Origin of the sequence: Dictyobacter arantiisoli, from assembly GCF_008326305.1 — a bacterium.
Classification (GTDB): domain Bacteria; phylum Chloroflexota; class Ktedonobacteria; order Ktedonobacterales; family Ktedonobacteraceae; genus Dictyobacter; species Dictyobacter arantiisoli.
In genome coordinates this window covers 28,119-54,626 of sequence record NZ_BIXY01000047.1, presented here as the reverse complement: position 1 = coordinate 54,626, position 26,508 = coordinate 28,119, and the positions used below count along the sequence as shown (strand labels likewise).

At 51.2% G+C, this 26,508-nt stretch carries 19 protein-coding genes and 1 pseudogene; 12 read left to right on the top strand and 8 right to left on the bottom strand.

Annotation, left to right across the window (positions count from 1 at the left end; all coding sequences use genetic code 11):
* The first annotated feature begins 631 nt into the window (after window positions 1-631).
* The 8 genes from F1593_RS15960 to F1593_RS15925 all read left to right on the top strand — a co-directional run bounded on the left by F1593_RS15960 (window position 632) and on the right by F1593_RS15925 (window position 8,604).
* A complete protein-coding gene (locus F1593_RS15960) occupies window positions 632-3,874 on the top strand; it encodes a winged helix-turn-helix domain-containing protein (protein ID WP_149402557.1) in 3,243 nt (1,080 codons plus the stop codon).
* A gap of 222 nt (window positions 3,875-4,096) precedes the next feature.
* The gene (locus F1593_RS29730) at window positions 4,097-4,411 is read left to right on the top strand and encodes a DUF8691 family protein (RefSeq protein ID WP_308483054.1); all 315 of its coding nucleotides are present in this window, start codon (window positions 4,097-4,099) and stop codon (window positions 4,409-4,411) included.
* On the top strand, window positions 4,396-4,851 hold the full coding sequence (locus tag F1593_RS15950; protein WP_149402556.1) for a carboxymuconolactone decarboxylase family protein: 456 nt from the start codon (window positions 4,396-4,398) through the stop codon (window positions 4,849-4,851). The genes F1593_RS29730 and F1593_RS15950 overlap by 16 nt, the downstream gene beginning before the upstream one ends.
* Before the next feature lie 111 nt (window positions 4,852-4,962).
* Complete coding sequence (locus F1593_RS15945; protein WP_149402555.1) at window positions 4,963-5,256, top strand: hypothetical protein; 294 nt, start codon at window positions 4,963-4,965, stop codon at window positions 5,254-5,256.
* Between the two features lie 279 nt (window positions 5,257-5,535).
* Window positions 5,536-5,982, top strand: a complete 447-nt coding sequence (locus F1593_RS15940) for a DoxX family protein (RefSeq protein WP_235932600.1) — start codon at window positions 5,536-5,538, stop codon at window positions 5,980-5,982.
* 289 nt (window positions 5,983-6,271) lie between these two features.
* Window positions 6,272-6,643, top strand: a complete 372-nt coding sequence (locus F1593_RS15935) for a VOC family protein (protein ID WP_235932599.1) — start codon at window positions 6,272-6,274, stop codon at window positions 6,641-6,643.
* 691 nt (window positions 6,644-7,334) lie between these two features.
* Window positions 7,335-7,700 carry an alpha/beta fold hydrolase gene (locus F1593_RS15930; protein ID WP_172632158.1) on the top strand — a complete coding sequence of 122 codons (366 nt, stop codon included), beginning with the start codon at window positions 7,335-7,337 and terminating at the stop codon, window positions 7,698-7,700.
* Window positions 7,701-7,827: 127 nt separating this feature from the next.
* Window positions 7,828-8,604, top strand: a complete 777-nt coding sequence (locus F1593_RS15925; protein WP_149402553.1) for an SDR family NAD(P)-dependent oxidoreductase — start codon at window positions 7,828-7,830, stop codon at window positions 8,602-8,604.
* A 13-nt stretch (window positions 8,605-8,617) separates the two neighbouring features.
* Here F1593_RS15925 and F1593_RS15920 read toward each other — a convergent pair.
* Window positions 8,618-8,830: pseudogene (locus F1593_RS15920) on the bottom strand (transposase); the annotation flags it as partial.
* A gap of 171 nt (window positions 8,831-9,001) precedes the next feature.
* Window positions 9,002-9,808, bottom strand: a complete 807-nt coding sequence (locus F1593_RS15915; RefSeq protein ID WP_149402552.1) for a cyclase family protein — start codon at window positions 9,806-9,808, stop codon at window positions 9,002-9,004.
* Window positions 9,809-9,835: 27 nt separating this feature from the next.
* Here F1593_RS15915 and F1593_RS15910 point away from each other — a divergent pair, with 27 nt between their 5' ends.
* On the top strand, window positions 9,836-10,846 hold the full coding sequence (locus F1593_RS15910) for a LysR family transcriptional regulator (RefSeq protein ID WP_235932598.1): 1,011 nt from the start codon (window positions 9,836-9,838) through the stop codon (window positions 10,844-10,846).
* Window positions 10,847-10,872: 26 nt separating this feature from the next.
* Here F1593_RS15910 and F1593_RS15905 read toward each other — a convergent pair whose 3' ends face one another.
* Window positions 10,873-11,877 carry an RNA polymerase subunit sigma-70 gene (locus F1593_RS15905; RefSeq protein ID WP_172632157.1) on the bottom strand — a complete coding sequence of 335 codons (1,005 nt, stop codon included), beginning with the start codon at window positions 11,875-11,877 and terminating at the stop codon, window positions 10,873-10,875.
* Between the two features lie 171 nt (window positions 11,878-12,048).
* On the opposite strand from F1593_RS15905, the gene F1593_RS30200 reads away from it, so the two are divergent.
* The 3 genes from F1593_RS30200 (at window position 12,049) to F1593_RS15895 (ending at window position 14,576) form a co-directional block, all read left to right on the top strand.
* Complete coding sequence (locus F1593_RS30200) at window positions 12,049-12,174, top strand: DcsG N-terminal domain-containing protein (RefSeq protein ID WP_503826827.1); 126 nt, start codon at window positions 12,049-12,051, stop codon at window positions 12,172-12,174.
* 613 nt (window positions 12,175-12,787) lie between these two features.
* On the top strand, window positions 12,788-13,021 hold the full coding sequence (locus F1593_RS15900; protein WP_149402550.1) for a hypothetical protein: 234 nt from the start codon (window positions 12,788-12,790) through the stop codon (window positions 13,019-13,021).
* A 184-nt stretch (window positions 13,022-13,205) separates the two neighbouring features.
* Window positions 13,206-14,576, top strand: a complete 1,371-nt coding sequence (locus F1593_RS15895) for a PP2C family protein-serine/threonine phosphatase (protein WP_149402549.1) — start codon at window positions 13,206-13,208, stop codon at window positions 14,574-14,576.
* 53 nt (window positions 14,577-14,629) lie between these two features.
* Here the strand turns inward: F1593_RS15895 and F1593_RS15890 are convergent, their stop codons facing one another.
* The 5 genes from F1593_RS15890 to F1593_RS15870 form a co-directional block, all read right to left on the bottom strand.
* Entirely contained in the window at window positions 14,630-15,028 is a 399-nt protein-coding gene (locus F1593_RS15890; protein WP_149402548.1) for a hypothetical protein, read from the bottom strand.
* Window positions 15,029-15,503: 475 nt separating this feature from the next.
* Window positions 15,504-17,948 (bottom strand): SDR family NAD(P)-dependent oxidoreductase, encoded by a 2,445-nt coding sequence (locus F1593_RS15885; protein WP_149402547.1) that lies wholly within the window; start codon window positions 17,946-17,948, stop codon window positions 15,504-15,506.
* A complete protein-coding gene (locus tag F1593_RS15880) occupies window positions 17,945-21,604 on the bottom strand; it encodes an SDR family NAD(P)-dependent oxidoreductase (RefSeq protein ID WP_149402546.1) in 3,660 nt (1,219 codons plus the stop codon). The genes F1593_RS15885 and F1593_RS15880 overlap by 4 nt, the downstream gene beginning before the upstream one ends.
* Window positions 21,585-23,987: an SDR family oxidoreductase gene (locus tag F1593_RS15875; protein ID WP_172632156.1), complete on the bottom strand. Its 2,403-nt coding sequence runs from the start codon at window positions 23,985-23,987 to the stop codon at window positions 21,585-21,587. Before F1593_RS15875 ends, F1593_RS15880 begins: the two co-directional genes overlap by 20 nt.
* A 47-nt stretch (window positions 23,988-24,034) precedes the next feature.
* Entirely contained in the window at window positions 24,035-26,044 is a 2,010-nt protein-coding gene (locus F1593_RS15870; protein WP_149402544.1) for an acyltransferase domain-containing protein, read from the bottom strand.
* Window positions 26,045-26,508: the final 464 nt, after the last annotated feature.

Genomic DNA, 26,508 nt, shown 5'->3' with positions numbered 1-26,508 from the left:
GATCATGTTTCCTCCCTGAGAACGGTGTTGTTTTTGTCAATTTCACCTTAACTCTCAGGGATTCTTTTTGTCAATTTGTTCGTCAATTGTCACATTGGTTCACGCTCACTTTGAACCATGCCTAAGCATGAAATCCCATAGAAATTACCACGGAGTATACAAAACACAAGGTTATTCTCTTGCCATTTCTCACCTGCTTTCAGACGCAACTCTTTTTGTTTGATTCTATGTTCTTTAAGTGCATCAACTACGAATGAAGGAAGGGTAACTGTACGACGACTCGTGGCTGTTTTCGGTTCTGATTCGTGAAAAGTGTTTTGCCATCTATTTTGATGTATGCAACAGAACGATGAACTTTCAATGTCTTTGTTTTGAGATCAATATCATTCCAACGTAGAGCCCGCCTGGTGAGCCTTGGGAGTCCCATTTGAGATATCGGAAGTAGCTCTGCTATCTTGCGGAAGTGTTTCCGATACTGTCGGAAGTATTTCCGCAACAGTCTGTGTTTCTCTGTTTGGGGATGCGCGGGCCTCCCGCCGCCTCTTTGCTCGCTTCCCTGGTTCTGTGGTATACTGCCTGCTGTTGGGTATCAACGAGATGGTTCCCAACAACACCCCACAGGAAGGATACTATGCCCAAACCATCACAGTACACGCTCGTCTGGTCAGACGAACCCCAGCACTATGAACTCTACACCCAGGGAAAACCTGGGCAATACTTTCACCCAGGAGACGACCCCGCGTTCGTTCGCTGGTTGGAGACACATACATCCTTTGCTTTTGCAGGGCAGGCTGGACGGCTCTCAGTCCTCAAAGAAGCTCGGTCTCGTGGAAGCGGCTACTGGTACGCCTATCATAAGCAGGGGAAACGCACCCGGAAGCGCTATCTAGGGCTAGCGAACCAGGTGACGTTAGCTCGCTTAGAGCAAGAGGCGAAGGCCCTGGTAAGCGATCTGGAACCCCCGGCACCTTTGGCCGCCGAGCCAGTCGCGCCGTCACTCGATTTGCGGGGGCTGTTTCTCTCCAGCAAACTCTCTGCACCCCGCCTGCCAGGCTCTCTGGTGGAACGCTCGCGCCTGCTCACTGACCTTGATGCCGTCGGCTCTTACCCGTTAACCCTTGTCTCTGCTTCGGCAGGCAGTGGCAAGACTACTCTACTCTCAGCGTGGGCAGCCTCAAAAAAGGCGCAGGAAAGTTCAGGGCGTATACGAGGAGCCGAGCAGGAGGTCGCCTGGCTCTCCCTTGAGGAGCTGGACGATGATCCGATTCGCTTCTGGGATCTGGTCATTGCGGCACTGCGCCGCTGTCGCCCCGCCCTGGGAGAGACGGCACTCGTGCTGCTGCACTCGCCCCAGTCCCTCCCACTCTCAACCATTCTGATCGCGCTGCTGCGTGAGTTTGAGCGGAACACGCAAGATATCATCCTGGTGCTGGATGACTACCATGTGATCGCTGACCAAGCCATAGCTGATTCTCTGCTCTTTCTCCTCGATCACGCGCCCGCTACCCTGCACTTGGTCCTGCTCAGCCGCACTGACCCTGATCTTCCGCTCTCCCGCTTTCGCGTGCGTGGGCAGTTGTTGGAGATCCGCGATCAGGATTTGCGCTTTAGCAAACCAGAGGCGACCCATTTCTTGTGCGAGGCCATGGGTTTGCCGCTCTCGGAAGACGATGTAGCCACCCTCTCCCAGCGAACGGAAGGCTGGATCGCCGGGCTGCACCTGGCCGCGCTCTCTCTGCGTAAGCGGCCAGATCACGCTGCTTTTGTGAAGGACTTTGCGGGTACCCATCGGTATTTGCTGGATTATGTGCAACAGGATATCCTCGCGCCGCTGCCTGAGTCTCTCCAGAACTTTTTGTTGCAGACAGCCATTGTCCCTCGCATGAATGCAGCTCTCTGCCAGGCTCTCACCGAAGCTCCGGGTGAGCCTGAGAGCCAGGAGCGGTTGCAGGGGCTGGAGCAGGCCAACCTCTTTCTCGTCCCACTGGATGAGCAGCGGCGGTGGTACCGCTATCATGATCTCTTTCGAGAGGCCTTGCTCGCTCGTCTGCATGCCAGCCATCCCCAACTGGTGCCGCTCCTGCACCTGCGGGCCGCCAGATTCTATGAGGCTCGCAGTGAGTGGCGCGAGGCCATTACCCACGCGCTGGCTGCCTCTGACCACGTGTATGCCGCCTCTTTGATGGAGCAGGCGGCGGGGTCGCTCTGGTCTCGTGGAGAAGCAAAGACGCTTCATAGCTGGATCTTCTCCCTGCCCGATGCTGTCCTGCGTGAGCACCTGTTTCTGGCTCTGGGGGCCGCATTTCGCTTCTTCGACGCGGTGAATTTGAGCAGCCAGGCCATCTATGCTGGCATGGTCGCTCAGGTCGAGCGGACCTTCACGCGCCTTGAAGCACTCCTTCCTTCCCTGGACACCCGGCTGCGGTCTGAACAACAACACCGCCTGCTCTCCGTAAGCGAGGCGGTGTGGATCGAGCAACGCCTATTCCAGTTGCGGGCCTTGATCGAACTCAGAGGCATCCTCAGACAGAACGATGCCGGGCGATTACGGGATCTCATTCGTGAACTTGATGCGCTGCCGCCAGATGAGGATACACACTGCAACATCATCCCGCTCTACCTCACCTTCTGGCTGACCACCATGTATCAGGAATACGGTGTTCCCCTGCTGCCCCGCTTAAGCGCGGCCAAGCAGCAGTTGTTGGAGGAAAGAGATCTCTTGATGGCGACCCGCGTCTTAAGCTGGTCGGCTCAAATTCGCTCGACCTATGCCATCCAGTTACACCAGGCTCAGCAGGAATGCCTGGAGGCCCTGGCCCTGGCTGAACAGATTGGCGCGCATACTCCCTGGGAAGGCTATCTCTATTATTGCCTGTTCGTAATCTCCTACGCCTGGAATCGGCTGGAAGAGGCCCCCGGCTGGCTCCAACGTTTGCGGCGTCTTGCGCAGGACTGGCAACACATGCAACTGCTGGCTGTCACCGAGATTTTCTCAGCTCAGCTTGGGCTGGCAAGAGGCGACCTTGTGGAGGTAGAAAATAGCCTGCACAGGCTTGAAATCCTGCTTGAGCAAGGTGGGCTGGCCTATCATGCTCCCTGGATCACGGTTCTGCGGGTCAAGTTATGGCTGGCTCAGGGCAATTTGACGGAGGCCGCAGCGTGGGCGGCACAAACCACTTTCTCGCCCGCCGCCTGGAATCCCTTACGCCGCTGGGAGCTGCTGATGCTGGTGCGAGTTCTCGTGACCCGGCAGCAATACGAGCAAGCGGTTGAGATGCTCGCGCGCTTCAACCAGCACTTTGACCAGGAAGGCACTGTTGATACGGTGATCGAGTATCTGGCCTTGCAACTGGTCGCCCTGCATCACGTGGGCAAAAGGGTGCAGGCGGCGCACCTCGCGGCCCGCCTCTTTGCGCTTACAGAGCCAGAGGGCCATCTGCGCGTCTATCTGGATGAGGGGAGACCGATGCGCCAGGCGCTGGAAGCCTTGCTGGCCGCGCAGCCAGGGGAAGATGAACCAGCTAGCGCGGCTGTGGCCAGTTTTCACCCCTACATATTGCGCTTGCTGGCAGCTTACGCGCAAGAGGAGGGACGAAAGAGCGCGCCTCATTTTCCTCTGGTCCAACCGCCTCAAGCTGTGCCTGTTCCAGAGCGCGCTGCTTCTCCTTCACCAACGCTTGTCGAGCCGCTGACCAGGCGCGAGCAGGAGATCCTGTGCCTGTTGGCCGAGGGTGCCTCCAACCAGCAGATCGCCAACACGCTCATCATCCAGCTTTCCACTGTCAAAAAGCATGTCAGCAGCCTGCTCGCGAAGCTGGGAGCAGAGAGCCGCACCCAGGCGATCGCCCTGGCTCGTGCCGCCGCCCTGCTCTAAGATCCCTTACAACCTGGTGTTGAATAGCAGAGAAAAATCGCAAATTTTTCTCTGCTATTTAACACCAGGTTGTAATTCTTTTTCATTCCCAACAGAGACCCCCAACACCTCTTGCTTGCTCCTCGCAATATTCTCCTTGAGGTAGACTTTTGACGACTGTCTCCGCCCCAGTTCTGAGCTATCCTTTGTGTGTGGAGAGAACCACAAAGGGAGAAGAGCCTGATGATGAACTATCAGATTCGGATCAAAGGACACCTTGATCCCTTTTGGCAGGACTGGTTGGCAGGACTCCAGATAGCGTATGAGCCAGATGGAACGACGCTGCTTACTGGTCCCTTGCCCGATCAGGCGGCCCTCTTCGGGGTGCTGCTCAAGATCAGCCGTCTGGGTTTGATCTTGCTCTCCCTTGAGGCCCATAAGGCCGCCGAAACGCAAGAATATCGAATAGGGGATGCGAACCATCCCGACACAACTTCATCGAAGCCGACAGAACTGAACAACCTGGAGGAGAACAATTTACCATGCAAGCACGAATGAGCAATCCCGTAATGATCCTTCCCGATGCCAATGAGGGCATACAAGCTCTGTTGAAAGCCGCATACAAGGGCGGAGTGCCGCGCAAGACGCTCGGACTGGTACACCTGCGCGCGAGTCAGATCAATGGCTGTAGCTACTGTGTGGACTCTGGCGCACGCAGCGCGAAGAAAGAGGGTGAAACAGACGAGCGGCTCTTTGCCGTGGCCGCCTGGAGGGAGACGCCGTACTTCACCGATGCTGAGCGCGCCGCGCTCGCGCTCACCGAGGCCGCTACACGTCTCGCTGATCAGACTGACCCGGTCTCAGACGAGATTTGGGAGGAGGCCGCCCGCCATTACGATGAGAAAGGGCTGGCAGCGGTCATTCTCATGATCGCTACCACCAACCTCTTCAATCGCCTGAACGCCACAACTAGGCAGATGGCGGGCCAGGGTTGGTAAGGTGATGGGAAGCAGATCAGTCGGCGTACATCCTCGCAACACCTGAGTGTACGTCGGCTGACCAGCCGAATATGCTGATACATAGAGATCATGCAAGAAAGGGAGAAGACCATGAACAAATTTCTTTTGCTCTATAAAGGGCCAGCCACATCGCCAGATGCATCACACGACGGGTGGCCACAATGGTTTACTGGGTTGGGGGAACATCTGCTTGATGTGGGATCGCCAATGAAACAGGGGTACACTCTGCATGGGGATGGTTCGGCAGATGAGAGTGCGACTCCCCTCAATGGCTATTCCATCATTCAAGCGGAAGAGAGGGCAGAGGCATTTCGCCTGGTGCAGAGCCACCCCTATCTCTCTCTTGGTGATGAATACACGGTGGAGATTTTTGCCTTAGGGTAATGCTCTCCCCCGGTCACATCCTCTGGCCAGATTACGTCAGAAGAGTGAGGACGAAAACGCAGCAAATGGAAGCAGAGAAGGTTCAGTTTCATCGAAGCATGAACAGGCTGGCTTCCCACAAAAGAAAACGCTTCGTACAGGCTCTCATAAAACCGCTCCGCGCGTTGATGCCTTCAACTGGTTTCAGTCCCAGGATCAGACTCGCATCCATGTGTGAAATTCTGTACATAGCATTCCAGAGACAACTACACACTCTCATATCAGGAGGAGAAAAACAACGTGGAACAGACAGTATCAATGAACGTTTCTCTCAGATCAGCAAAAGGAAAAGCGATAGCGTATTGGACGGTCACGGTGGCTCTTGTGTTTGTGATGCTCGCAGGCGCTATGGGAGAGTTGACACAGCAGTTTGGAACGGTGGAAACGCACACGGTCCTTGGATACCCACTCTTCCTTTTGAATATCATCGGGACATGGAAGATTCTTGGGGTTATAGCTATCGTCGTGCCGCGTTTTCCTCGGCTCAAGGAATGGGCATATGCTGGCATGTTCTTCAACATGACTGGCGCGTTTCTCTCCCACGCCATTGTTGGCGATAGCAAATTCCACCTCATCTATACCGGTTCAGTGCTTCTGCTCGTGGTCGCCTCCTGGGCGCTTCGACCACAAAGCCGCACCCTTGGGAAGCTAACCGATAGTTTCGGCAGTATCCTGAAACGCGCATAAACAGGCAGGTGGCGGGTCAGCATGTGCTGCCTGATCCTCAACCTCTCTCATGCCAAAGCGCTCGGACATTTCTCCAGCGGGCCTAATACCCCTCCTGGGGTAATCCTCTGGATGATCTCTCATCTGGCTCGCAGACTTCAAGGAGCCGGTCACATTTCTGCACGCTGTTTCGTCAGAGATGCGAAGGACGAAAATGCGACGGTACGCTAGCGAAAACGCGCTGGCTCCAGTCCGATAAGAAGAACACAGAACACGTTCTGTTACGATACGTGAAAGGCAGATGATAACCATGGCAAACGAGAAAATTTCGATGTTGACGATAGCGGTCACCGAGATGGCAAAGGCCAAAGCATTCTATGCGGAGCAGTTAGGCTTCCGTGTGACCAAAGACTTCGGACAGGGCGATCAGCACTGGGTCTCTCTTGAACTTCCCGGAGGAGGTGCCTCGCTCAATCTGACCACCATGCATGAAAACATGCAGCCTGGGACGATGAAGCTCTATCTTGCGACTTCGGATCTTGAAGCGGCGTACAACGAGCTCAAAGCAAAGGGGGCAAAGGTCAACGAAGTGAAGGATGATCTGTATGGCCCAGGCTCTGGCGTCAAGTGGTTTGAGATCAGTGATCCCGATGGCAACCGCTGGCTGGTGGTTCAGGCTTAGTTGCCGCTGTCTCGGCTGGCGGCCCTCACGCCGCTGCCGACCACTTCCACTGCCTCACCGATGTTCACCAGACAAGTTGGTGAGCATCGATGAGGGAACGCAAGACGGATAGCTCGGTGCGAACCCAGACCATGAGCGGCGTCGCACTGAACGGTTGGCCTCTTCTTTCTCCTCCTGAGCTTTTTCTGGATCAAAGGACACCTGATAGGTCAGCGGTTTGGGGCGGCGAGTATGATCTATGTGATAGATCCCGAAGCGGACCAGGTGCTGGGTCATGGAGGGGTCCCGACATTTTTTCGCTAAGCAGGCAACAACACATGGAGAAAAAGTTAAATCCGCACCTCGCCCATATCTCTTCAGTGGCCTGGCAACATATCAATTTCTAGGGGCGGTATGAGTTTACCAAAGCGTCAGAGCCCATCAATATAGAAGCGATCGTCGAAGCCTTAGCCCACCATCCCACCATCTCGGAATGGATGAAGGAGATGCCTGGGGGAAGCTGAGTGCACCATTTCGGGGGGATATGCAAAAAAAACCTATCTCACCTTTTTGCGCTCATCGACGCGGCCACCACCCTCTTCCCCAAATTTGCTGATCATTTGCGATGAGTTTGGGATCACTTGTGTGTCCTAGAGGTGAAAGGGGATTGACCCCTCTCGCACATCGAGTTTGCATAGGAAAGGACACCATTTTGGCTGGTCAGGTCGGCGGGCTGCTGATCGGAAAGGCGTTTCTGCAAGCGCATCCAACGTTTCTGGGCGAATGGACGAAGGCTGTGTCAAACTATGCTTTAAAGGAGATGCCAGCGGTCGGGCGAGCGGTGACTGGAAGGCCAAACAATACTCAGGTCGCCGCACAGCTTGGCGTTCCGACCGTCGTGATCCACGGAGAGGATGACGCCGCTATTCCCATGGAGACGGCTGTCCAGCTTGCGAACCGCATTCCCCATGCCAGATTGGTACGGGTACCAGCGGCTGGACACTGCCCTCCACTGGAGACGCCATCTGCGGTCGCCGCTGAAATCATCCAGTTGGCAGAGGTGGGTCTCTACCAGTAATAAGAGAAGGTAAGGCACAAAGCTCTACCAGAATTGTAGGAGGAGTTCCGTTCTTCCAGGTTATATCAAGATGATGCCGGAAGAAAGGACGACGCTCGCTTTCGAGCGATAACGAAGGGATTGTATCATGAACGAGTTGCAGGGAAAAGTTGCATTGGTAACTGGTGGCGGACGTGGTATTGGGCGTGCCATCGCGCTTACATTGGCGCAAACGGGTTGTCATGTTGCCGTGCTAGCGCGTACTCAGGGAGAGATCGAACTGGTCGCCACCGAGATACAAGCAACAGGGCAGCGGAGCTTTGCAATCAGTAGTGACCTCTCGGATGGCAAAGCAATAGCTCATGCATTCGCGGCCATCACGAAAGAGCTTGGTCCGATTGCTATTCTGGTCAATAATGCAGGGGTCGTCGAGCCAATCGGCTCCATCCAAGCGGTTGATCCTGATGTATGGGCGCAAGCTATCGACATCAATCTCATCGCAGCGTTTCGTTGGATGCGTGCCTGTCTCCCGATGATGCTTGAACGCGGTTGGGGACGTATCGTCAACATTTCGACAGGGGCAGCGACTGGAACAGGGATGGAGAACAGCGGTGCGTACTCGACAAGCAAAGCAGGGCTTGAGATGCTCACTCGCAATAGTGCGGCTGAACTACAAGGGACAGGCGTGAATGTGAATGCTGTTCGCCCGGGTGCTGTTGATACAGCGATACAGGTGCATATTCGTGGTTTACCAATAGAACAAGCCGGGCAGCAAATCCATGACCGCTTCAAGGGCTTTTATGAGCAGGGCACATTGCTTGAGCCATCTCAACCTGCGCGTCTCGTCGTCAATCTACTCCGGGGAGAGAGTACCGGTGAGATTGTCAATATCTACGATCAACGAGGGCAAGAACTGCTCAAGTAGTAAGAGCCTATCCGAATAACCCGGTTGATCCTGCTCTCCTCATCAAATCGTGGGCCGTTGAATGGGCACACAACTCGGCCTGGTCGAGAGCTTGCCATTGACACCCGGTTCGCAGAACGTAGAAAATCGCGTCGGCACAGTCTCGATCGGGCACACGCGGTCGCCCGCCACCAAAGCGATGCGCATTGATAGACACAGGGAGCAGTGGCTGGAGCACTGCCCACAGTTCATCGCTGACCCGATATCCTGTCGTTGTACGGTTATTCGGTGTCCTCTGCCGTTTTCGTTTCCGGGTTTCTTCTTCGTTTATATCCCTTGTTGCATCCAGTGATGGGCATCCGTTCTTGAGGATGCGAGCCTCAGGTGACCTGGGGAGGGGTTCTATGCCGTTTGGTGTCTATGGAACGAGCGCTATGGGGCGTATCGGTGAGCCAGTCACCCCGCGCATTTTGAGTGGCAGACAGACAAAAAGGAATTCGTACACGCGATCTCTGGCCAGATCTTCCAGCAAGAGATTTTCGATGATGTAGATGCCATGACGAACCAGGAGAATGAGATGTCCTGGAAAGGAAACATGCAGATCGGGGTCAACGACACCAACGGTATCCCAGGCCGTATGATCGGCACCAACTGCCTTGACCTGTTGGTCGGCGAGCCATTGGGAAGCATCAGCACTGACGCCTCCGCTGGACAGATAGGCTGCTGGATCGTTCCAACGCGCTCCATTGCCCGTTCGTACCAGGACGACATCTCCCGAGTTCAGAGTCACTTTCTGATCCTGACTGACAGCTTCGAGATCCTTGCGAGTGATTGGTTGGTCAGCCTCGATCCAATCACTACCACGGTATCCAGCGACATCAAGTAACACGCCCCGACTGATCATAGGTGAGATGGTCTCCACACCTAACTGTGTAAAACCGGCAGAGGTCTGCACCTGGGCGGTTACTTTCTGTCCACCATACAAAGAGAGTTCCTCTGCCTGATGGCAGAGCGCATCAATGTGGGTGCCAGAGTGCTCTGCCGTATAGATGAAGCCGGACGCACCTGTGCGAGCCTCTCCCAAACCTGATTCATGACGACGATGTAAGGTGTAGACAAACCCTGGAGCATGGGCAGGCAGAATAGGTGCTCCAAAATAACGTGGCTGTTCGAGATCATAGACACGCAGATTCGAGGTGATGTCAAAGAGCTGTTGTTTTTCCATACCAGTGATCCTTTCAAGTAGCATAACATGGTTGCATCTATTGTAGGGGTAACGTATAATCGTGTCCAACGAACAAAACCGATGCTCATCATCGCCTGTTTCGATGGAAGGATGTCTATGGAATTGCGCCACCTTACGACCTTTCGAACACTAGCCACCACGCTCAACTTTACCCAAACGGCTGCCTTGCTTGGGTATGTTCAATCCAGCGTCTCAGCCCAAATTCAAGAGCTTGAAGCCGAGCTCGGGGTGTTGTTATTTGATCGGCTCAATAAACGGGTAATTCTTACGGACGAGGGACAACGATTGCTCGTCTATGCCGAGAAATTGCTGAGTCTTGCAGAAGAAGCACACGCCGCACTTTCCGCGCGTTCCGAGCCAACAGGAGCTGTAACGCTCAGTGCGCCAGAAACCCTCTGCACCTATCGACTTCCACCGGTCTTGCATCAATTCCGTGCAGCTTTTCCCCATATTCAGGTGCATTTTCGTCCCCTTCCCGTTCCTGAATTACGGCGGAGTGTTTTGGAAGGAAGAGTGGATGTGGCCTTCTTGCTGGAAGAACCACTGCGGGCAACCGGGCTGGTCGTGGAACCGTTACTTCGAGAACCATTGCTGGTTGTCGCGCCTCCCGAACACCCGTTAGCACAACGTCCATTGGTCACCCCTGCTGATTTAGAAGGTGAACCAGTCCTGTTGACGGAGGTGGGGTGCAGTTACCGAAATCTCTTTAAGCGGGCTCTGGCAGCAGCAGGAGTCTATCCGACGACCAATCTGGAGTTGAACAGTGTCGAAGCGATTAAGCAATGTGTCATGCTCGGCATGGGGATTACCGTCTTGCCAGAGGTGGCTGTGCAGATGGAAGTGACTCAAGGTCGGCTTGTTGCACTTCCGTGGAGCGAAGCTGGGTTTGAAGTGGTGACACAACTGATCTGGCATAGAGAGAAGTGGCAATCCCCAGCGCTGAAAGCTTTTCTCTCTCTTGTGAGAGAGAGACTCAGAGACCCCTCCTTCCAGGAAAATAAAGGAGAGGTTCAATGAATCTGGTTGCTCCTCTTAATAACAGATCAAACGAAGGTGGGCGGGAGGCCAAAGGACGTGAAACTGGCCACATCCAGGAACGCGACAAGACTGCCAATCTGCTCGCCCTCCATACCCAGAACCAGCAGACCAACAAGCTGAGAGTCGTCTGCCCCAGCCTCTCGCCGATAGAGCCCGAACGCTGGACTGCCATTGGCGCACGTTGGAAGCAGATGCCATTGTCGGCCGGGAGGAAACAGGCTCGTCTGGAACAATGTGGCGATAGCCGCTCGTCCCTGATACCAGACGGGAAGCGGCGGCATGGTGAACCAGGCATCCTCTCGCAGCAGCGCCACGAGACCAGGGATGTCCGCTTGTTCCCAGAGGGCCACATAGCGGTCAAGAAGCTCTTGTAACTGGGGGCGAGGCAGAACCATCTGCGCCTCGTCTCTAACGTTGCGCTGGCGCAAAGCCCGTCGAGCACGCTGCAAGGCGGAATTGACGGCGGGAACCGAGAGGTGAAGCCATTCGGCGACTTCGGAGGCCTGCCACTCCAGCACCTCACGTAAGAGCAGAATTGCCCGTTGCACTGGCGTTAAGTGCTGGAGTGCCATCAGAAAGGCCAGGGTGATTCGTTCGCTCCTCTCCGCGCGGTCTTCGGGATTGGCCCCAGGATCGGCAAGCAGATCATCGGGAAACGGCTCCAGCCAGATTGGCTCCCGCAGTCGTGGCGGCGCAGGGCTGCTGGGATCGCTCGGTGGATGGGTTTCTGATGGCAAGAACCGTCGAGGAGCGCGCGTGAGCCGATTGAGGCACCGATTGGTGGCGATGCGGTACAGCCAGGCACGGTAAGACTCCGGGCTGGTGAGCGTCGCACGTTTCTCCCATGCTTGCAGCAGGGTCTCTTGCACCAGATCTTCGGCGTCGGAGAGCGAGCCCAACATCCGATAACAATGCACGAGCAGTTCACGCCGATATGCGCCCACCAGGGCCTCGAACGCCTTCTGATTACCCGCTTGAGCAGCGAGCACCAGGACGGTTTGGGTTGACATTTCTATTACAGTCTCTCTCTCTTTCTCTCTCAAGATAGTATACCTGAGATGTGCTAGAAATGCGATCATTTCAGGCATTCTATGATGAGGGAATGGAACAATAACTCATCATAGATGGCTAAAAATGGAGCATCGTGGTGAAATCAAGCACATCGAGATATGAAGAGATAAATATGTCCTTTTGTCTGGAATGATCCCTTTGTCTGGAATGATCCCTCGGTGAACTGGTCTCTACCGGCGATGAGCATCATTCGTTCGACGTGGGATTATCATCATCAGCGTACTGTCTTTAATTAATTTGACAGCCATTACCATGAATTTCTACGTATAGAGACAGCTTCGAGCGAACTCTGGCGGATTTTCCTGAGCTCAACACACTTTTGTTGAGGAAGCGGAATGAGAAGACCCTGGTATAAGACGTATAAGACAGTATTGCCTTTTCTTCTACAAAAGGAATACTCTGTCTTTTCGCTGGTGGATTATATATCCTCTTTCTTTATTGTTCCAGTCCCGGCATGCAGGGCTCACATTGCCTGGGCGCTCTGGGTGAGACAAGCATTCATCGCGAATTTGTCCACCAGAGACAAACACATTTTCCTTTCCTGAAGATGTTCTTATGACTGGATATCATTTTATTGGCTTTCTATGGAGAGCGTATTGGTGCTCCGGTGATCCCTCTGTGGATACTTTTTGTCTGTTTTCATTTTCGCATTGCAAAGCAATATGGGATATGATCAAAATCTGGTGAGCTTATACTGAGAATACGTTCAATGTATTGTGGGTTTTGTAATACGTTTATCTGCTTTCATTTGCACTCTGTTTGCCCTGTTGTATGACCTTTGCCTTTTGCGAAATATTTGTCTTTCGGTATTATCCTGTTGTTTGCTTTTTATCAGGAGGTTGCTTGCTCATGAGCGAAATTGCTTTGTTACGTCAACAAATTGAATTTGAATTAGTTGCGATGCGTCGTGGTTTAACTGGATTGGCCTCCGGGCGCGCCCGTCATGATTTTATCCATGCCAGTATGTCGCGTATCGGGACCTGTCAGGATCACCTGGCACACCATCTGGGTGATAATACGGCGACGATGATGGTCTGCCAGATCTACATTGATACGATGGAGCAGGTATTACCACAGGAGTAGCTCGCAATTGAGGATCTTTCACATATCCAACCAGCGTCTGATAGGATAGTGCGAGGATTGTTAACGAGTATAACTGACATCCCGGTCTTTCCCTGCCTCAGTCTGATAATACCTATGGGTTCTGGTCAGCGATTGTAATGCGTTTGTGAATTGTGGCGCTTTGAGCATACTCGAGGATAGTGGCATGTTCATAGGATTCTTCGCTCTGTATGACACCTATCGTTGGTTCCGCTATCTGATCTGGAGCGGATTTGGATGTATGGTTGTATGTATCTTTATCATCGATGGCGGTCTGCCTCCTCGATCCTGGTTGATCTTTGTCCAGATGCTTGTGCGTATGCCTGCGAATTCTGGACTGTTTGCCTTCCCATTCCAGCTCGGCCTGTCACTCTTTTGGGGCTTCGTGTGGTATCTTTTAGGATGGGTTGGCTTGTGTGTCTATCGACATCAGCGCCAGCGACAATCTTTGACGCAGCAAATCAAACGTATCGCTGCCACATGGCTCCCTTCACAGCAAATATCTATGGCTGTCTCAACCTCTGCAACTGGTACGAGTATACCTTTTCTTTCTGTAGAGCATGCTTCTGCTATGATCAATAGAGATGCGTTTTCCACATCTGATATGACTGCGCCGCGCCTGCGTCTCCCACAACGCCCGGCGCGTGGGCAGGATTTTGATGTCGCCGAGGTGCCGACCCGACCCGCGCCTGCCGCAGATACTGATAGTACCCAGCAGCAGAACACGCCACGTTTCACTATCCCATTGCATGCTCACAATCCCCGTGTCTTACCGCTTCAGGTAGGTGTCGGCTGGCATACTGGACTGGCCCGGCGCCACTTTCCTAATGAGGACAGTATCGCTGTCCTGCAAGGGACGTATACCTATCAGGGTCAGCTCTTGCCGTATGGATTATTTGTCGTTGCCGATGGTATGGGGGGACACGATAATGGATTGGAAGCCAGCCAGCTCGCCATGCAAAGTATGTCACATACCGTGCTACAAAATATTATTATGGGCAAAGAGATGAGCGACGAATTCTTCCTGGACATGTTGATTGGAGGCGCTGAGTGGGCTAATCTTGCCATCTATCAACGAGGTCAGGAAGAAGGCAGTGATATGGGAACTACCCTGACGGCGGCCCTTATCATTGATTGTAAAGCCTATATTATCAATGTTGGGGATAGTCGCACCTATCTTTTCCGTGAGAGTGCTGGCTTGATTCAGATCACTCATGATCATTCATTAGTCGCCTCACTGGTCGCCTTTGGACAAATTACACCCGATGAGATCTACACCCATCCTGAGCGCAGCAAAATATATCGCAGCCTTGGACAGGGAACCGATCTAAAAATTGACTCCTTTATCCTTGATCTTCAGCCGCATGATCGCCTGCTCCTCTGCTCTGATGGCCTCTGGGAAATGATACGCGATCCCGTCATTGAACGTATTGTACGCGCAACCGATAATCCCCATCTTTTAAGCGAACGGCTGGTTCAAACGGCCTTACGAGGAGGAGGCGCTGACAATATCAGTGTGGTCATTGTGCAAGTGTAAGTACTTCTTTTATCCATATAGCCATGAAACATAAGCCATTGATCAAGCTCAGCTTACCAATAAGGTGGAGGTTCTGGGAGTGTTTGCCCACAACTGCAATTGCCTCCATGTTCTTTGTACATGGCCTTACGTTTACATGCCGGGCATTGGATCCAAATATCACCGAGATGGTGTGGCACCCATACGCCTGTCATTCCTCCAGCCGTGAAATCGGTCTTGTAGAAGCGCTTCATTGCCTCACGATGTGCCTTACTCTTCATCAACTGACTGACATTCTCCGGCGTTTTCCAGGCAGTAACTGTATAGAAGCGATTTCCAATCGTCATCGTTGTCCAGCTGAGAAAACCATGCATTTGCATCATTTCGCTTACGATAGGAGGACTATAATTTTCTACTTCTTGCGCTTCTTCATCTGATCGAACATCAATTTTTCGAACAGGCATTCGATCCACTTCAATCCGCTCCTCAAGCGGGGTTGCAAGGGGCGGCAAGCCCATAGGTGCGAACGTAAGGCTTTTCAAGCGGGATTGCAAAGGGCGGCCAGCCCTTTGCCGGGGTGTGGGGCGTCCCCAAATACCCCTTTTTCTTCTTTTCTTCGCCGCCGCGCGCGGCGGCGAGAGGGAGGTGAGAGATCGGGGCACAGCCCCGAACCCCAGGTTAAGGGTTGCACCCTTAACAATCCCGCTTACGTTCGTACCTATGGGGCGGCAAGCCCCTTGCCGGGGTGGCAGGGGTGTCCCCTGCCTTTTTTCTTTTTCCTCGCGCCGCCGCAGGCGGCATGCAAAAAGGGGAAAAGAAGTATGTGGGGACACCCCACACCCCGGCAGAAGGCTTCGCCCTCTGCCCCTGCACCCCTGCCCTTCAAATGAAGCTTGACAGAGTAGTATTGTCCTTTGCAGTCGGGGGATTGCTAGTGTTTTGACATGACTATACTTTAAGGTTTTGCAGGTACAATAGGGTGCGCTCCCACGCTTGATCCATGACATACCAGCTATTCTCTTGTGTGTTACCTATAATAGGCCCGACTGCCGCTGCCGAATCGTACAGTTTGAGGCACTCAATTGTTAAGGTTGTGATCGCTGTTGTAGCTGATCGCTGTGCTATGACTGCTCTCACGATGTTTTCAAATTGGCTAAGCGGTAACTGGCTTGTGGGTGGGACTGGTAGTACCCACAGGTCGGCAGGATGATAGGATTCTACCTCCCCAACAAGTAGCTCCCCGACAAGTAGCTGATCGGTGCCCCGTTTCCAACGAGCCCGTTTGAATACGAACCCCATCCAGGTGAGGTCATCGGCTGAATCTAATACGACATCGGGCCACGACGCAGCATCTATTGTTGGTGCGGTTTCCGGCTGCGGCTTCTCCGGAGCATACACCAGTTGTAATTGTGCCAGAGCTTCTCTACCAGGAGTTCCGATCTTTGTGAGCTTTACGTCCACGACCCATTTGTCCGCTTGCCAGTCGCCGAGCACTTCTCTTTCAAACGCAAACGTACCATCTGGATCCTGTTTGAGGGCTTGAACATTTACCGTAAGCGTATGGATCTCTTGTAAATTCAGATTTGACATACCATCAGGAACAATCCGCTCACCAGCAGATAAGGCATACTCAAGTAAGAGGCTAATCGGTAGGGCAGGGGTCGCAGCGACTTTAAATTCGGAGAATGCGGCTGTTATCCTGGCATCGATGTGATGCTGTGTCAGGAGATAGCGGTACGGTATGAACTGGCGTAGTTCGCCTAGATAGAAGCCCTGGGCATAGTAATGTTCCATGTAGGGCAGTTCGAGCAGAGGGCTATACCCCTTTGCTATAATCGGGTTGAGGTTGAGTATCTGCCTGAGAGGACAGACAATCGTAATCTCTCCAGAACCAGATGTAAGTAATTCGCGTTGCCAGTGGTAGAGTCCCTCCTCTACGTTCATTGCAGCCATATATCTGGTGGCACCCTGGTAGTTGATAATCAGCCCCAGGTGTTCCCAGGTTGGCCAGCAGATTGTTTTCAATGGGGCATTGATCTGCTGGAAATGGGCCGCCCACAATCCCAGTCGAGCTAATCCTTCGTTGGCAGCACTGTAATCCAGTTGTCCAATGGCACCTGCCATACGCCCGGTCATAGAACCCACGTTATTAAAAAACTTGAGCTCTTTCCCATTAAGTGCTTGAAGGAGATTGAGAAACCCGTTGACTTTTGTCTGGATCGTATTGATAAATGCCTGCATTGATTTTGCCGGGAGTCTGGTTGGGGTCTGTACGCCTGCATTGTGAATCACACCACTCAGCCGTGGTCCAATCTTTGCCAGGAGAGCTTGAACTTGCGGCAAAGAGGAAATATCACATACTTCATAGACGATATCTAATCCTTCTTCCTGCACCGCCTTAAGATGCTGATAAAGTTCCCTGCGCCGCTTAAGCTGTTCTATGTCGCGTCGAGCTACAGCGATAGTCGTACCAGGTACAAGGTTTTTCAAGCAACTTTGCTGGTAATTTTTAAAGGTTACAGCGTCCATCTGCACCCATTTTTCATCGCCTGAGGGGAGTGGATCGCGCCCGGTGATGATGACCCGGCAGCCGAAATTCCTGGCTAGCGCTTTGGCAAGAGCAAAACCAATCCCTCGTCCACCGCCTGAAATCAGCAAAAGATCCTGCGCATCGATGTTCAGATCAGGCCGCGCAACCTCTTCTTTACGCGCAACAAGGGTATACCGTATACCATTCTGATAGCCAATCTCGAATAAACCCCATTTATATAATTCACTGGCAATGATAGATGCCAATTGCGGGAAATCGTGAGATGAAAGGTCGAGAATTCTGATATTGCAATTGGGAATTTCCACGCACAACGTTTTTGCTAAACCAGCCCAGAGGCCCCCCAATGGCTGAGAAAGCTCTGTTACACCGCGACCCATCAGGCCACCCATCGCCGTTACCACGAGATAGAACAGGCGTGTGCTATCCGTTTCCGCCAACCAATCTTCATGATAGGTTTTCAGCAGGCTAACTGAGTGTTTGAAAGACGTTTCCCACGCGGAATGCTTCGCAAGCTGAAATGGCTCTTCGATATTGAGATCAATGATCCCATCGATCATACCGACCCTCTGTCTGAATGCTTCCCCGGCTTGTTCGTCCTCAAGTCCATCATGCTGGTAGCGATAGATCGTTGCGCCATGGGTTTCTAGCAACTGCGCAATGCGCTTGGCGGCCTGATCGGTTCCGCCGATGATCACGATCTTCTTGTCACGTATCTGTGGCGAGATTTCCAACGACTGCAATGGCGTAGGCGTGGGATCCCAAATAAATCTTGTCGCTGGATAGACGGAATCGTCAGCAGGATATGCAATAGAGGGCTGCGGTAATCGTTGGTCGGTGATCATACTTGCCCTCCTCGCATATTGTTGCTCGTGTATTGGATGAGTTGATCAGGTAATATGAACTCACCTGAGATCCGATGTATATAGCCGGCAGGGGCCATCGCTATATCCTTGATCTGCGCGATAACTTTGCCATCAGCTCGACGAACAGCCACCAGCCGATTCGTGTCTGCGAAATGTTCTGTGGTTGATGCTCTGGGTGTGGCATAGAGATCTATAGGGATATCTGGCCCTGAAAGCTGGCAATCATTAACTTCTTCATAGAGGTCAATGCGTCGAATCCTTGTTGGGATTGCCAGGGGCAGATAGTTCTCATCTATCAGATTGAGAACACCTGAACGGGCGAGTCCATCCAGCAGAATACAGGGAACTCTGAAATGAGAAAATACTGGATGATCAGCAGGTAGTGCCAGGGAATAGGTTGCCCTTTTTCCCATAGGATGTAAACGTGTGTTTGTCGTCGCAACAAACATACCCGTAAGATGCACAGGCGATGTTGGGAAATGATAAGGGTCTGGTACAGCCTGTTCGCCAGCCGAATTCCATGCTTCCCAATAAAAAGGTCCTGCAAAATGCTGGCTGAAGATAACTTTGATTTGGAAATGGAGCTTATCTTTTGTGAGCATCATGCCATTGGGTGCCATGATATCGGTGGTAATGCGTACCAGGACAATTATCTGCTCAGCAGAGCGATCAATGACGCGAGCGTGTATTTTTTTTGCCACTGCTTTCTCCTGAGGGACACGCAGAAAAGAGCCGAACATGGCATCTTCAAAGCCGACTACATGCCAATCAGGAACTAATTGTGCCGCCGCTTCTGCCGCGATCTCTGTCACGAAGGTACCGGGCAGCGTGGCATGACCATCCACTCGATGATGGTTTAAATAGTCTTCTTTCGTCAGATCGAAGACATGCTCGAATACCATTTCGTCTGGCTGGACCATTAACACTTTATCAAGATAGAAACTGCTGGACTTTTGCCGCTCGTTCTGCTGGCTAAAGAAACCGGGGAAATAGCCCTCGATCGTCCGCTTTTCTGCGGCCCCCATAAGCAGAAGCGCAGGATCATGCGCTGGCTGATTCACTTCGCGAATAAAGTGATGAATGCCCTCCTCATTTGTCAGGGCGGTATACCCTTCAAAATTTTCCAGGTAAGCCCTGGTTAAGGGATTGGCTGCCAGGCCGATTGATTTCCAGAACGTCCAGTCAATTGTGAATTCGTCAGCATTGAGTACCTGATGGCTGTAAGTAGCGGCACTGCTCAAGAAGGAATTCCCTGCCGCGTAGTCCGCTTCTCCAGGCTGACCCATAACTCCCAGTAAGGAACCAAAGTTACACCACATCCGTGGTGGACAATCACGTAGCGCGTGCTTGAGATTGAGATAGCCGCGCATCTTGACGTCGCGGATCTTGCGAAATTCGTCAAAGTTCTTCATTTCAATGCTTGCTGAGCTATTCAGACCAGCAGCATTAATCAGCAGATCAATATGGCCTTCTGCCTGTATGATCTGGTTCATCACAGCCGTCAATTTATCCTGATCAGTCACATCACAGCTCAGATAGTGTACCTTTCCTGCTCCGCTAAAATCACTCATGGCTGTGATATTACTCTGTGCAATTCTCGCGTTCAGCAAGAGCTGGAACTCTTTATTGATCATAGATACGTTTTTGCCAGACTTGCTTGCCTGTTGCTGACGAATATAGGTCGATCGCTGTTTCGCAAACTCAGGATCGCTTCCTGCGAATATTTCCGCTGAGTGCAGGTCAATGGGATTACTTCCGATTAAATAGAGCCGGGGCTGAAAGTATTGCGCGACAGCTTTGAGTAGTTCCGCTGTGATGCCCCGCGCCCCTGCGACCGCAACAATGACCGAGTCACTCTTTAATCGGGCTGGCGTCTGCTCTGGCAGGTTGATCATTGCATCCTTTAAACGCGTGGTTTTTCGGCTTCTCCCCTGGTAGAAAATAATCGGTAAAAAGCGTCTTGCGGTACTCTCTTGCTCGGCTTGCTGTATGCCTTTATGCATATGGATTGTATCGGTAAACAATCCATACATCAGACAACCAGGCAATTCATGATAGATACTTTTAATCAGACCACCGAAGAGACCAGTAAATGGATGAGGAGTCTTATCAGGTAGCGCATTAAGAAAGAGCGCGATACATGAACTCTGCTCTTCTTTCAGCGCTTCGTAGCACTGCTGCAATACCAGAAATGTCAGATCATGCAAGGCAACCAGTGCGGTGGGTAATGCCGCCAGGCATGCTGGTGTGGGCGCGGAAAGATTCAGGTCGGTGAGCACACGCACATGCGTAAATGTTCCCTGCTGGCTGATATATTGTTGCACTGCTTTTGGCGTCACGTCCGGTAAGTAGAACCAGTTGCGGGATGGAGTGGCTAACGGCCGGGTCGATAACACCGTCATATCCGTCGGAATATTGGTAAGTTGTTCTAGCAGGGCGGGCTGATCAGTCAATAGTATGCAGCGTTCGGGCAGGAACGCCATGGAAGGACGTATCTGCTCTATAGGTAACTCTTCCATCTCATGAATATAGCGCTGTATTTGTAATGTTTTACCTGGTTCATATTCCTGGTCCTGTAAGAACCGAGGAGGGAGCGGGATTGTCTCGCCATGGGATGTATTTGTACCAGGCACAGTGAGTGTGAGATTAACGATGGGCATATCTATTGCATTGTGGCAGGTAATGGTTATCTTCTCATTTGCACCTTTATGCAATGCTTGTACGATCGCGAGCGCCCCTTCTGCTCCCAGATAATTATATGTATTGGTCGAGGCGCTGCCGCATAACACCGATGATGGGTCAGTTGAGGCATGAGCACTGATGGTACAATCGTTTACATAACCAAGAATGGGCAGGTCTGCTTTTTGCGCCAGCGTTTGGGTCGTTAGCGCAAACAGAAAGGCTCCTTCGGCAGGCATCGGATTGGTTGGACCAGTCAATGTGTGTAATAAATAGCGCATTTCTGGAGTACTATTGCCATTAATGCCTCCAACGAGTGCAAGTTCTAATTCTTGCGCCTGCAAGTAGCGACAGGCTACCTCAAAGGCTGAGAGCATTGAAGAGAACCCCGTATCCAGAGTCATATTGGGTCCCTTGAGATCAAAATAATTGGCGACCCTGGCTGGAATAATATTCGGCATCTCGCCAGGATTTGAGTCCTCATTGGCTGCTGGCACCAGTCGCTTGACTTCTTGCTCGAACTGTTCAAATAAGGTTGCCATCAGTGCTGAATCGGAAAGCTTTGGATTGCTGTACAAGGTACGTTTGATATCGTCCAGATAGACGCGGTTATTATAGAGTACGGCATTGCGCGTGATGCCCATATGTCCAACAAAAACTCCTGTTTGACGGCGACTCGCATCCCAGAAGTTGTTGATCTGCTGCCGCAGACTATGAGCACATTCCAATATCATCAACTGGCATCTATCAATCGTACGTATGGTACTGGAAGGCATGCGCACTTTCTCGAAAGGTGGCTGTGGATAATAGTCGCCAAAGGATTGCTCCGGCCCTTGACGTTTCCCATCTATCCAGTCGAGCAAAATTTCACGAGAAGCCAGGCCTGGAATATGCGTTGACCACCCTACAATCACAATCTGTTCTTTATAATCTTTTTTATGCTTTTCGTGAAGCATGTGCTTCCTCTCTATATTCTTCAACAACGAGATGGGCGTTAGTACCACCAAAACCAAAACTTGAGACAGTTGCTGCGCGCACGCGATCTGCTTGCGCGGGCCAGGGTACAGCAGTGGTAGGAATCCTTAATTGCGTCGTTTCAATTTGGAAACTGTCAGGGGGGGCCGTAAATTTATACTGGGGAGGAATAAGTTCTTTCTCCAGTCCCAGGATCACTTCGATTAGTGAGATGACCCCGGCCGCCCAGCCTGTGTGTCCGATCAAGGATTTATTTGAGGTAACATAGATTGGATGATCAGGGATGATTGTCTCACGCAGCGTGGTAAACTCGGCTAGATCTCCCGCTGTTGTTCCAGTGGCATGTGCGACGATCCAGTCGATATTCTCAACATGCGTTTGTGGTTGGTTGATCGCGCGCTCAATAGCCAGTGCCTGCCCCGCTGAGTTAGGAGCATAAATGGCTTTCCCTTTCCCATCTGAGGATGACCCAAGCGCCTTTAGTACCGCAAATATGTGATCACCGTCTTCAAGCGCCTTTTTTTTCTTCTTCAGCACGACCACACCCGCTCCGTCAGCAAAAAGCACCCCATCGCTGTTCTTATCTAAAGATCGACCCTGACCACCCACCGATAAACCATGCAATTTGGCAAATAGAATGGAATTACGTGGTGTAAGAGCAAACGCACCACCACACACTGCGATGTCTTGTTTCCCCATTAAAAGCCCTTTGATGCCAATATCCATCGCATAGAGCGATGAAGAACAGGCTGTATCTACTATCTGCAGTTCGGTATCTGCAGGTAAGATACCATGCATCGCATTGTAACCTACATTATGTGGTAAAAAGCGTGTGACTTCGGTCATGCCGTGTCTATAGCGCTGCTCTAACGTTGCTTTGATCTCTTCAAACAAGCTTTGTTTTTCAGCGCTAGAACCAGGTAACTGCTTGAGTTGTTCACCTAAACGGTAGGTGGCACCCGCGATCACAGAGGCTTCATCGAGATGTTGATTACCATCAGCCGTATACCCGATTACGAATGAGTATGTGTCATTTTCTTGTGTTTTGACGTTCTCTAGTGCCTGTTGCAAAGCATGGCGTAGCCACAGCGTTGTCAATTCATCATTGGATTGTTGCGTATCTTGTTCCAATGCTGACCTGGAAGAAAGATTTGTGATAAATGCAAAGGCATCCTGGTAAGTTTTGTCTTCAGCAGCCGGGTCAGCTGAATAAAAGAGACTATTATCCCAGCGATTGTTAGCCGCTTTGCTAAAGAGCTCTGGCCCATCTACCATTACACGCCAGAACTCTTCCGGGTTATTCGCTCCTGCAACGGTCACACCCATACCTACTACTACGATATCATCATCGTCAGTATCAGGTTGCTCGCTATGGCTACCTGGAGCACTATTCACGTTCACGTATTCCTGAGCTGCGATTGACGTTCTCTCTGTCGCGGCCTTGAAATTTTCTCTCGTTTCAGGTTGATCTGATAAAGATAGCGGGACTGTTTTATGAGAAGATGTTGTAGCAGTTATGGCTTGATCCGCTGTCACTTCGGCAGGTTGTGTTTTCTGCGCCTGCACTGGTATTTCCCTGACCGTTTGAGATGGAGGAGCCAGTAACACGCTACCAAGGGATAATCCACCGTCAGCCAGAATAACTTGTCCAGTTACCCAGCGAGATTGATCTGAGGCCAGGAACGAAACGACCCTGGCAAGGTCTTCGGGTTGTCCCAGGCGCCCAAGCGGTGTCGCGTCTTTGACAACTTGTTGTAATTCTTGCGTACGTGGAAAGTGCTCTATGACTGGACTGTCAATAAGTCCACCTGATGCCGTATTGACACGAATATTAAGCGGTGCAAACTCAACTGCCAGATAGCGTGTCAGGGCTTCAACACTTGCTTTGATCGGGCCACATGCCAGGTAGTTTGCGATAACCATCGGAGAACCAATGGAGGACATATTGACAATCGCTCCACCACCACGCTTTTCCATCAGAGGCGCCGCTAACTGGGAGCACCAGAGGCTCCCTTTCAACATGCTATTGAACGCTCGATCAAGATGTTCTTCTGCAATGTCATTTGTTGGAAACAACGCACCATCGGCGGCATTATTTACAAGCACATCCAGGTAACCATAGGTGTCTTTGATCTCTTGAAACATTCGCTCAAGCTGGATTTTCTTAGCGACCGAGGCCCGCAACAGATCCACTTGCGCGCCCATCTGCTCTAACTCTGCTTTTGTCTGTTTCGCAGCTTCAAGCGAATGGAAAAAATTGAGCAGAATATGGGCTCCCTGGACAGCAAACTCTCTGGCAATAATTTTGCCAATACCTTTAGCTCCACCGGTTACAAGAACCAGTTTCCCTTCAAAATTGTTCACGAGTATTCTTTCTATCAAGTAGGTATCTAAGCACGTGTGAATGTTATCTACCGAGAAGCTTTCACCATGGTTGTTTGCTTGAGGGCGTTCCACACATAGTCAACAACTTTGCCCATGGTGTCATACTGGCTCAAGCGGAAATTGGCTGGACGTGGCGGTAAATGATAGTGCTCACCAATACGTGTGAGCAATTCTGTTTGTTTAAGAGAGTCAATGCCCAGGTCAGCTTCCAGGGAGACTTCATCGCTAAAGACCTCTTCAGGATATTCCAGCGCGTTGGCATATATCGTACGTAGCTCTTGAAACAGCGTTGCGCGACTGAAGGATTGCTGGTCGCTTACTGTCTGGGGCTGGTGCTGGGGGGAAGCAGCAGCGTCCATCAGTGGCTCGCTTTTCTGTCTACGTATGTGTGTTTCAGTGCTGGGAATGTCTGCCTGTGTTCTGGGCGGCAAGAAAGAGCTCATGAGTACAGTTCTGGAATGTTTAATCCCTTGTTGAAGCAGCGAGAAGGTATAGTCAACAACTTTGCCCATGGTGTCATACTGGCTCAAGCGGAAATTGGCTGGACGTGGCGGTAAATGATAGTGCTCACCAATACGTGTGAGCAATTCTGTTTGTTTAAGAGAGTCAATGCCCAGGTCAGCTTCCAGGGAGACTTCATCGCTAAAGACCTCTTCAGGATATTCCAGTGCGTTGGCATATATCGTACGTAGCTCTTGAAATAGCGTTGCGCGACTGAAGGATTGCTGGTCGCTTACTGTCTGGGGCTGGTGCTGGGGGGAAGCAGCAGCGTCCATCAGTGGCTCGCTTTTCTGGCTATGCGCGAGTTGCTCGGTAATCACGATTTCGGGTTGTGTTCTCAATGGCAACGTCGAGCCATTCCGCTTCTGTTGAAAGGTTTCGAACTCTTGCTTGATATGTAAAAGAACATGTGAAAACAGTTGGTTCCTCTGCTCACTCCAGAAAGCATTAAACAGTTCTGGATCAGCCTCAGGTAGGAAATCAGCCAGATTAAAGTTTGTCATTTTCTGTAGCAGCCCCTGACCACCGGGCGTGGGGAGCACTTTAGTTACCAGACCCTGGCTATCGAGAATAGTGAGAGCGTGATCCAATGACTGGAGATCATCTAATTTTGGATCAAGGCAGGTCACAGTGCTTACCTGATCGGTGTTGATGATTTCCTTGACAAGTTTACCCAGCGTACCCCTGGCTCCACTTTCGACAAATACCTGAATGCCTTCGCTATAAAGATATTGAATTGAACTTAGAAACTTCACTGGTAAAATAAGATGTTGAGCCAGATATTCAGTCAACATGTCATCATCTTTATAGTAGCGCTGTAAAATTGGTGAAAATACTGGGACCTGCAATGGTCGCTGCGTCAGGTGGCGAATGTTGGCGGCGAATTCAGCTACCACCGGCTGGAGCAGACGGCTGTGAAAGGGATATGGCGAATTGATTTTTATAAATGGGATATGCAAGATTGCTGCGATATCTTTGACTCTGTCCATCAGTTTGTTGGTACCAGAGACGACTGTCTGCTCCTGATGATTTTCCACCGCTAAGGCCAGATTGTGATCTCCTATCAACTCCAATAACTTCTGCGTGCGCGAGGCGTCTATCTGTAGGGCTGCCATATATCCACTGGAAGATGCCAGGCGCTCTAAGGCTTTCACTCGCTGACAAACAATTTGTGCCCCTTCCATCACAGAAAAGGCTCCCGCACTGACCAGGGCCGCGATTTCGCCAAAACTATGCCCAATCAATACCTCTGGATTAAGCCCATGAGCTTCCAGGATTTTGTATACAGCCACATCTATACCATAGATTGCCATCTGTAATACAGAGGATGATTGCGTCAGCAAATCTTCTATCTCTGCTTGTTCAGAGCCGAAAAGGACGTCAGATATGGTGATGCCGAGTTCACGAATGGTTATTGCATCAATATCTACAAAGACACTTGCAACTTGCGGATACTTGTCATAGGAAGTGCTCAGTACGTCCTTATAAAAGGCACCTTGTCCAGGAAAAAGAACTGCCACATGATGACTGTTCATCAGTTATACTCCTTTATCGAGCCAGGACTGAATACCACTACTCCTGTATTCATTTGTGAAAAAATTCTGACAGGTGCGTGATATCGAATTTGCCAGGGTGTTCTTCACATTAAAAGAAGGTTAAATATATAGAGGTACAATGGGTTGATATTTATATATATTTATTTTACTCACATTTTTTCTCTAAAAAGAAGTGCGTAACCATAAAAGGCTATTGTATTTATGTAAGCACTATCAGGTATTTATGGCGTGGCAATGTATTTGAGGTAAAATATAACTACTGCTTGAGGGAGCTCTATATATCAATGAATGTACATATATAGACGATTTGTTGGATTTCGAATTGCTTCCTTGATTCTCTCGTGTTGCGCCTGGATAACCTTGACATTCTCTCATAGATCATGTACACAGAGTAGTGTACCTATTATCGGATTGCTTGTTCGATTATAGAACATTGAACGAGC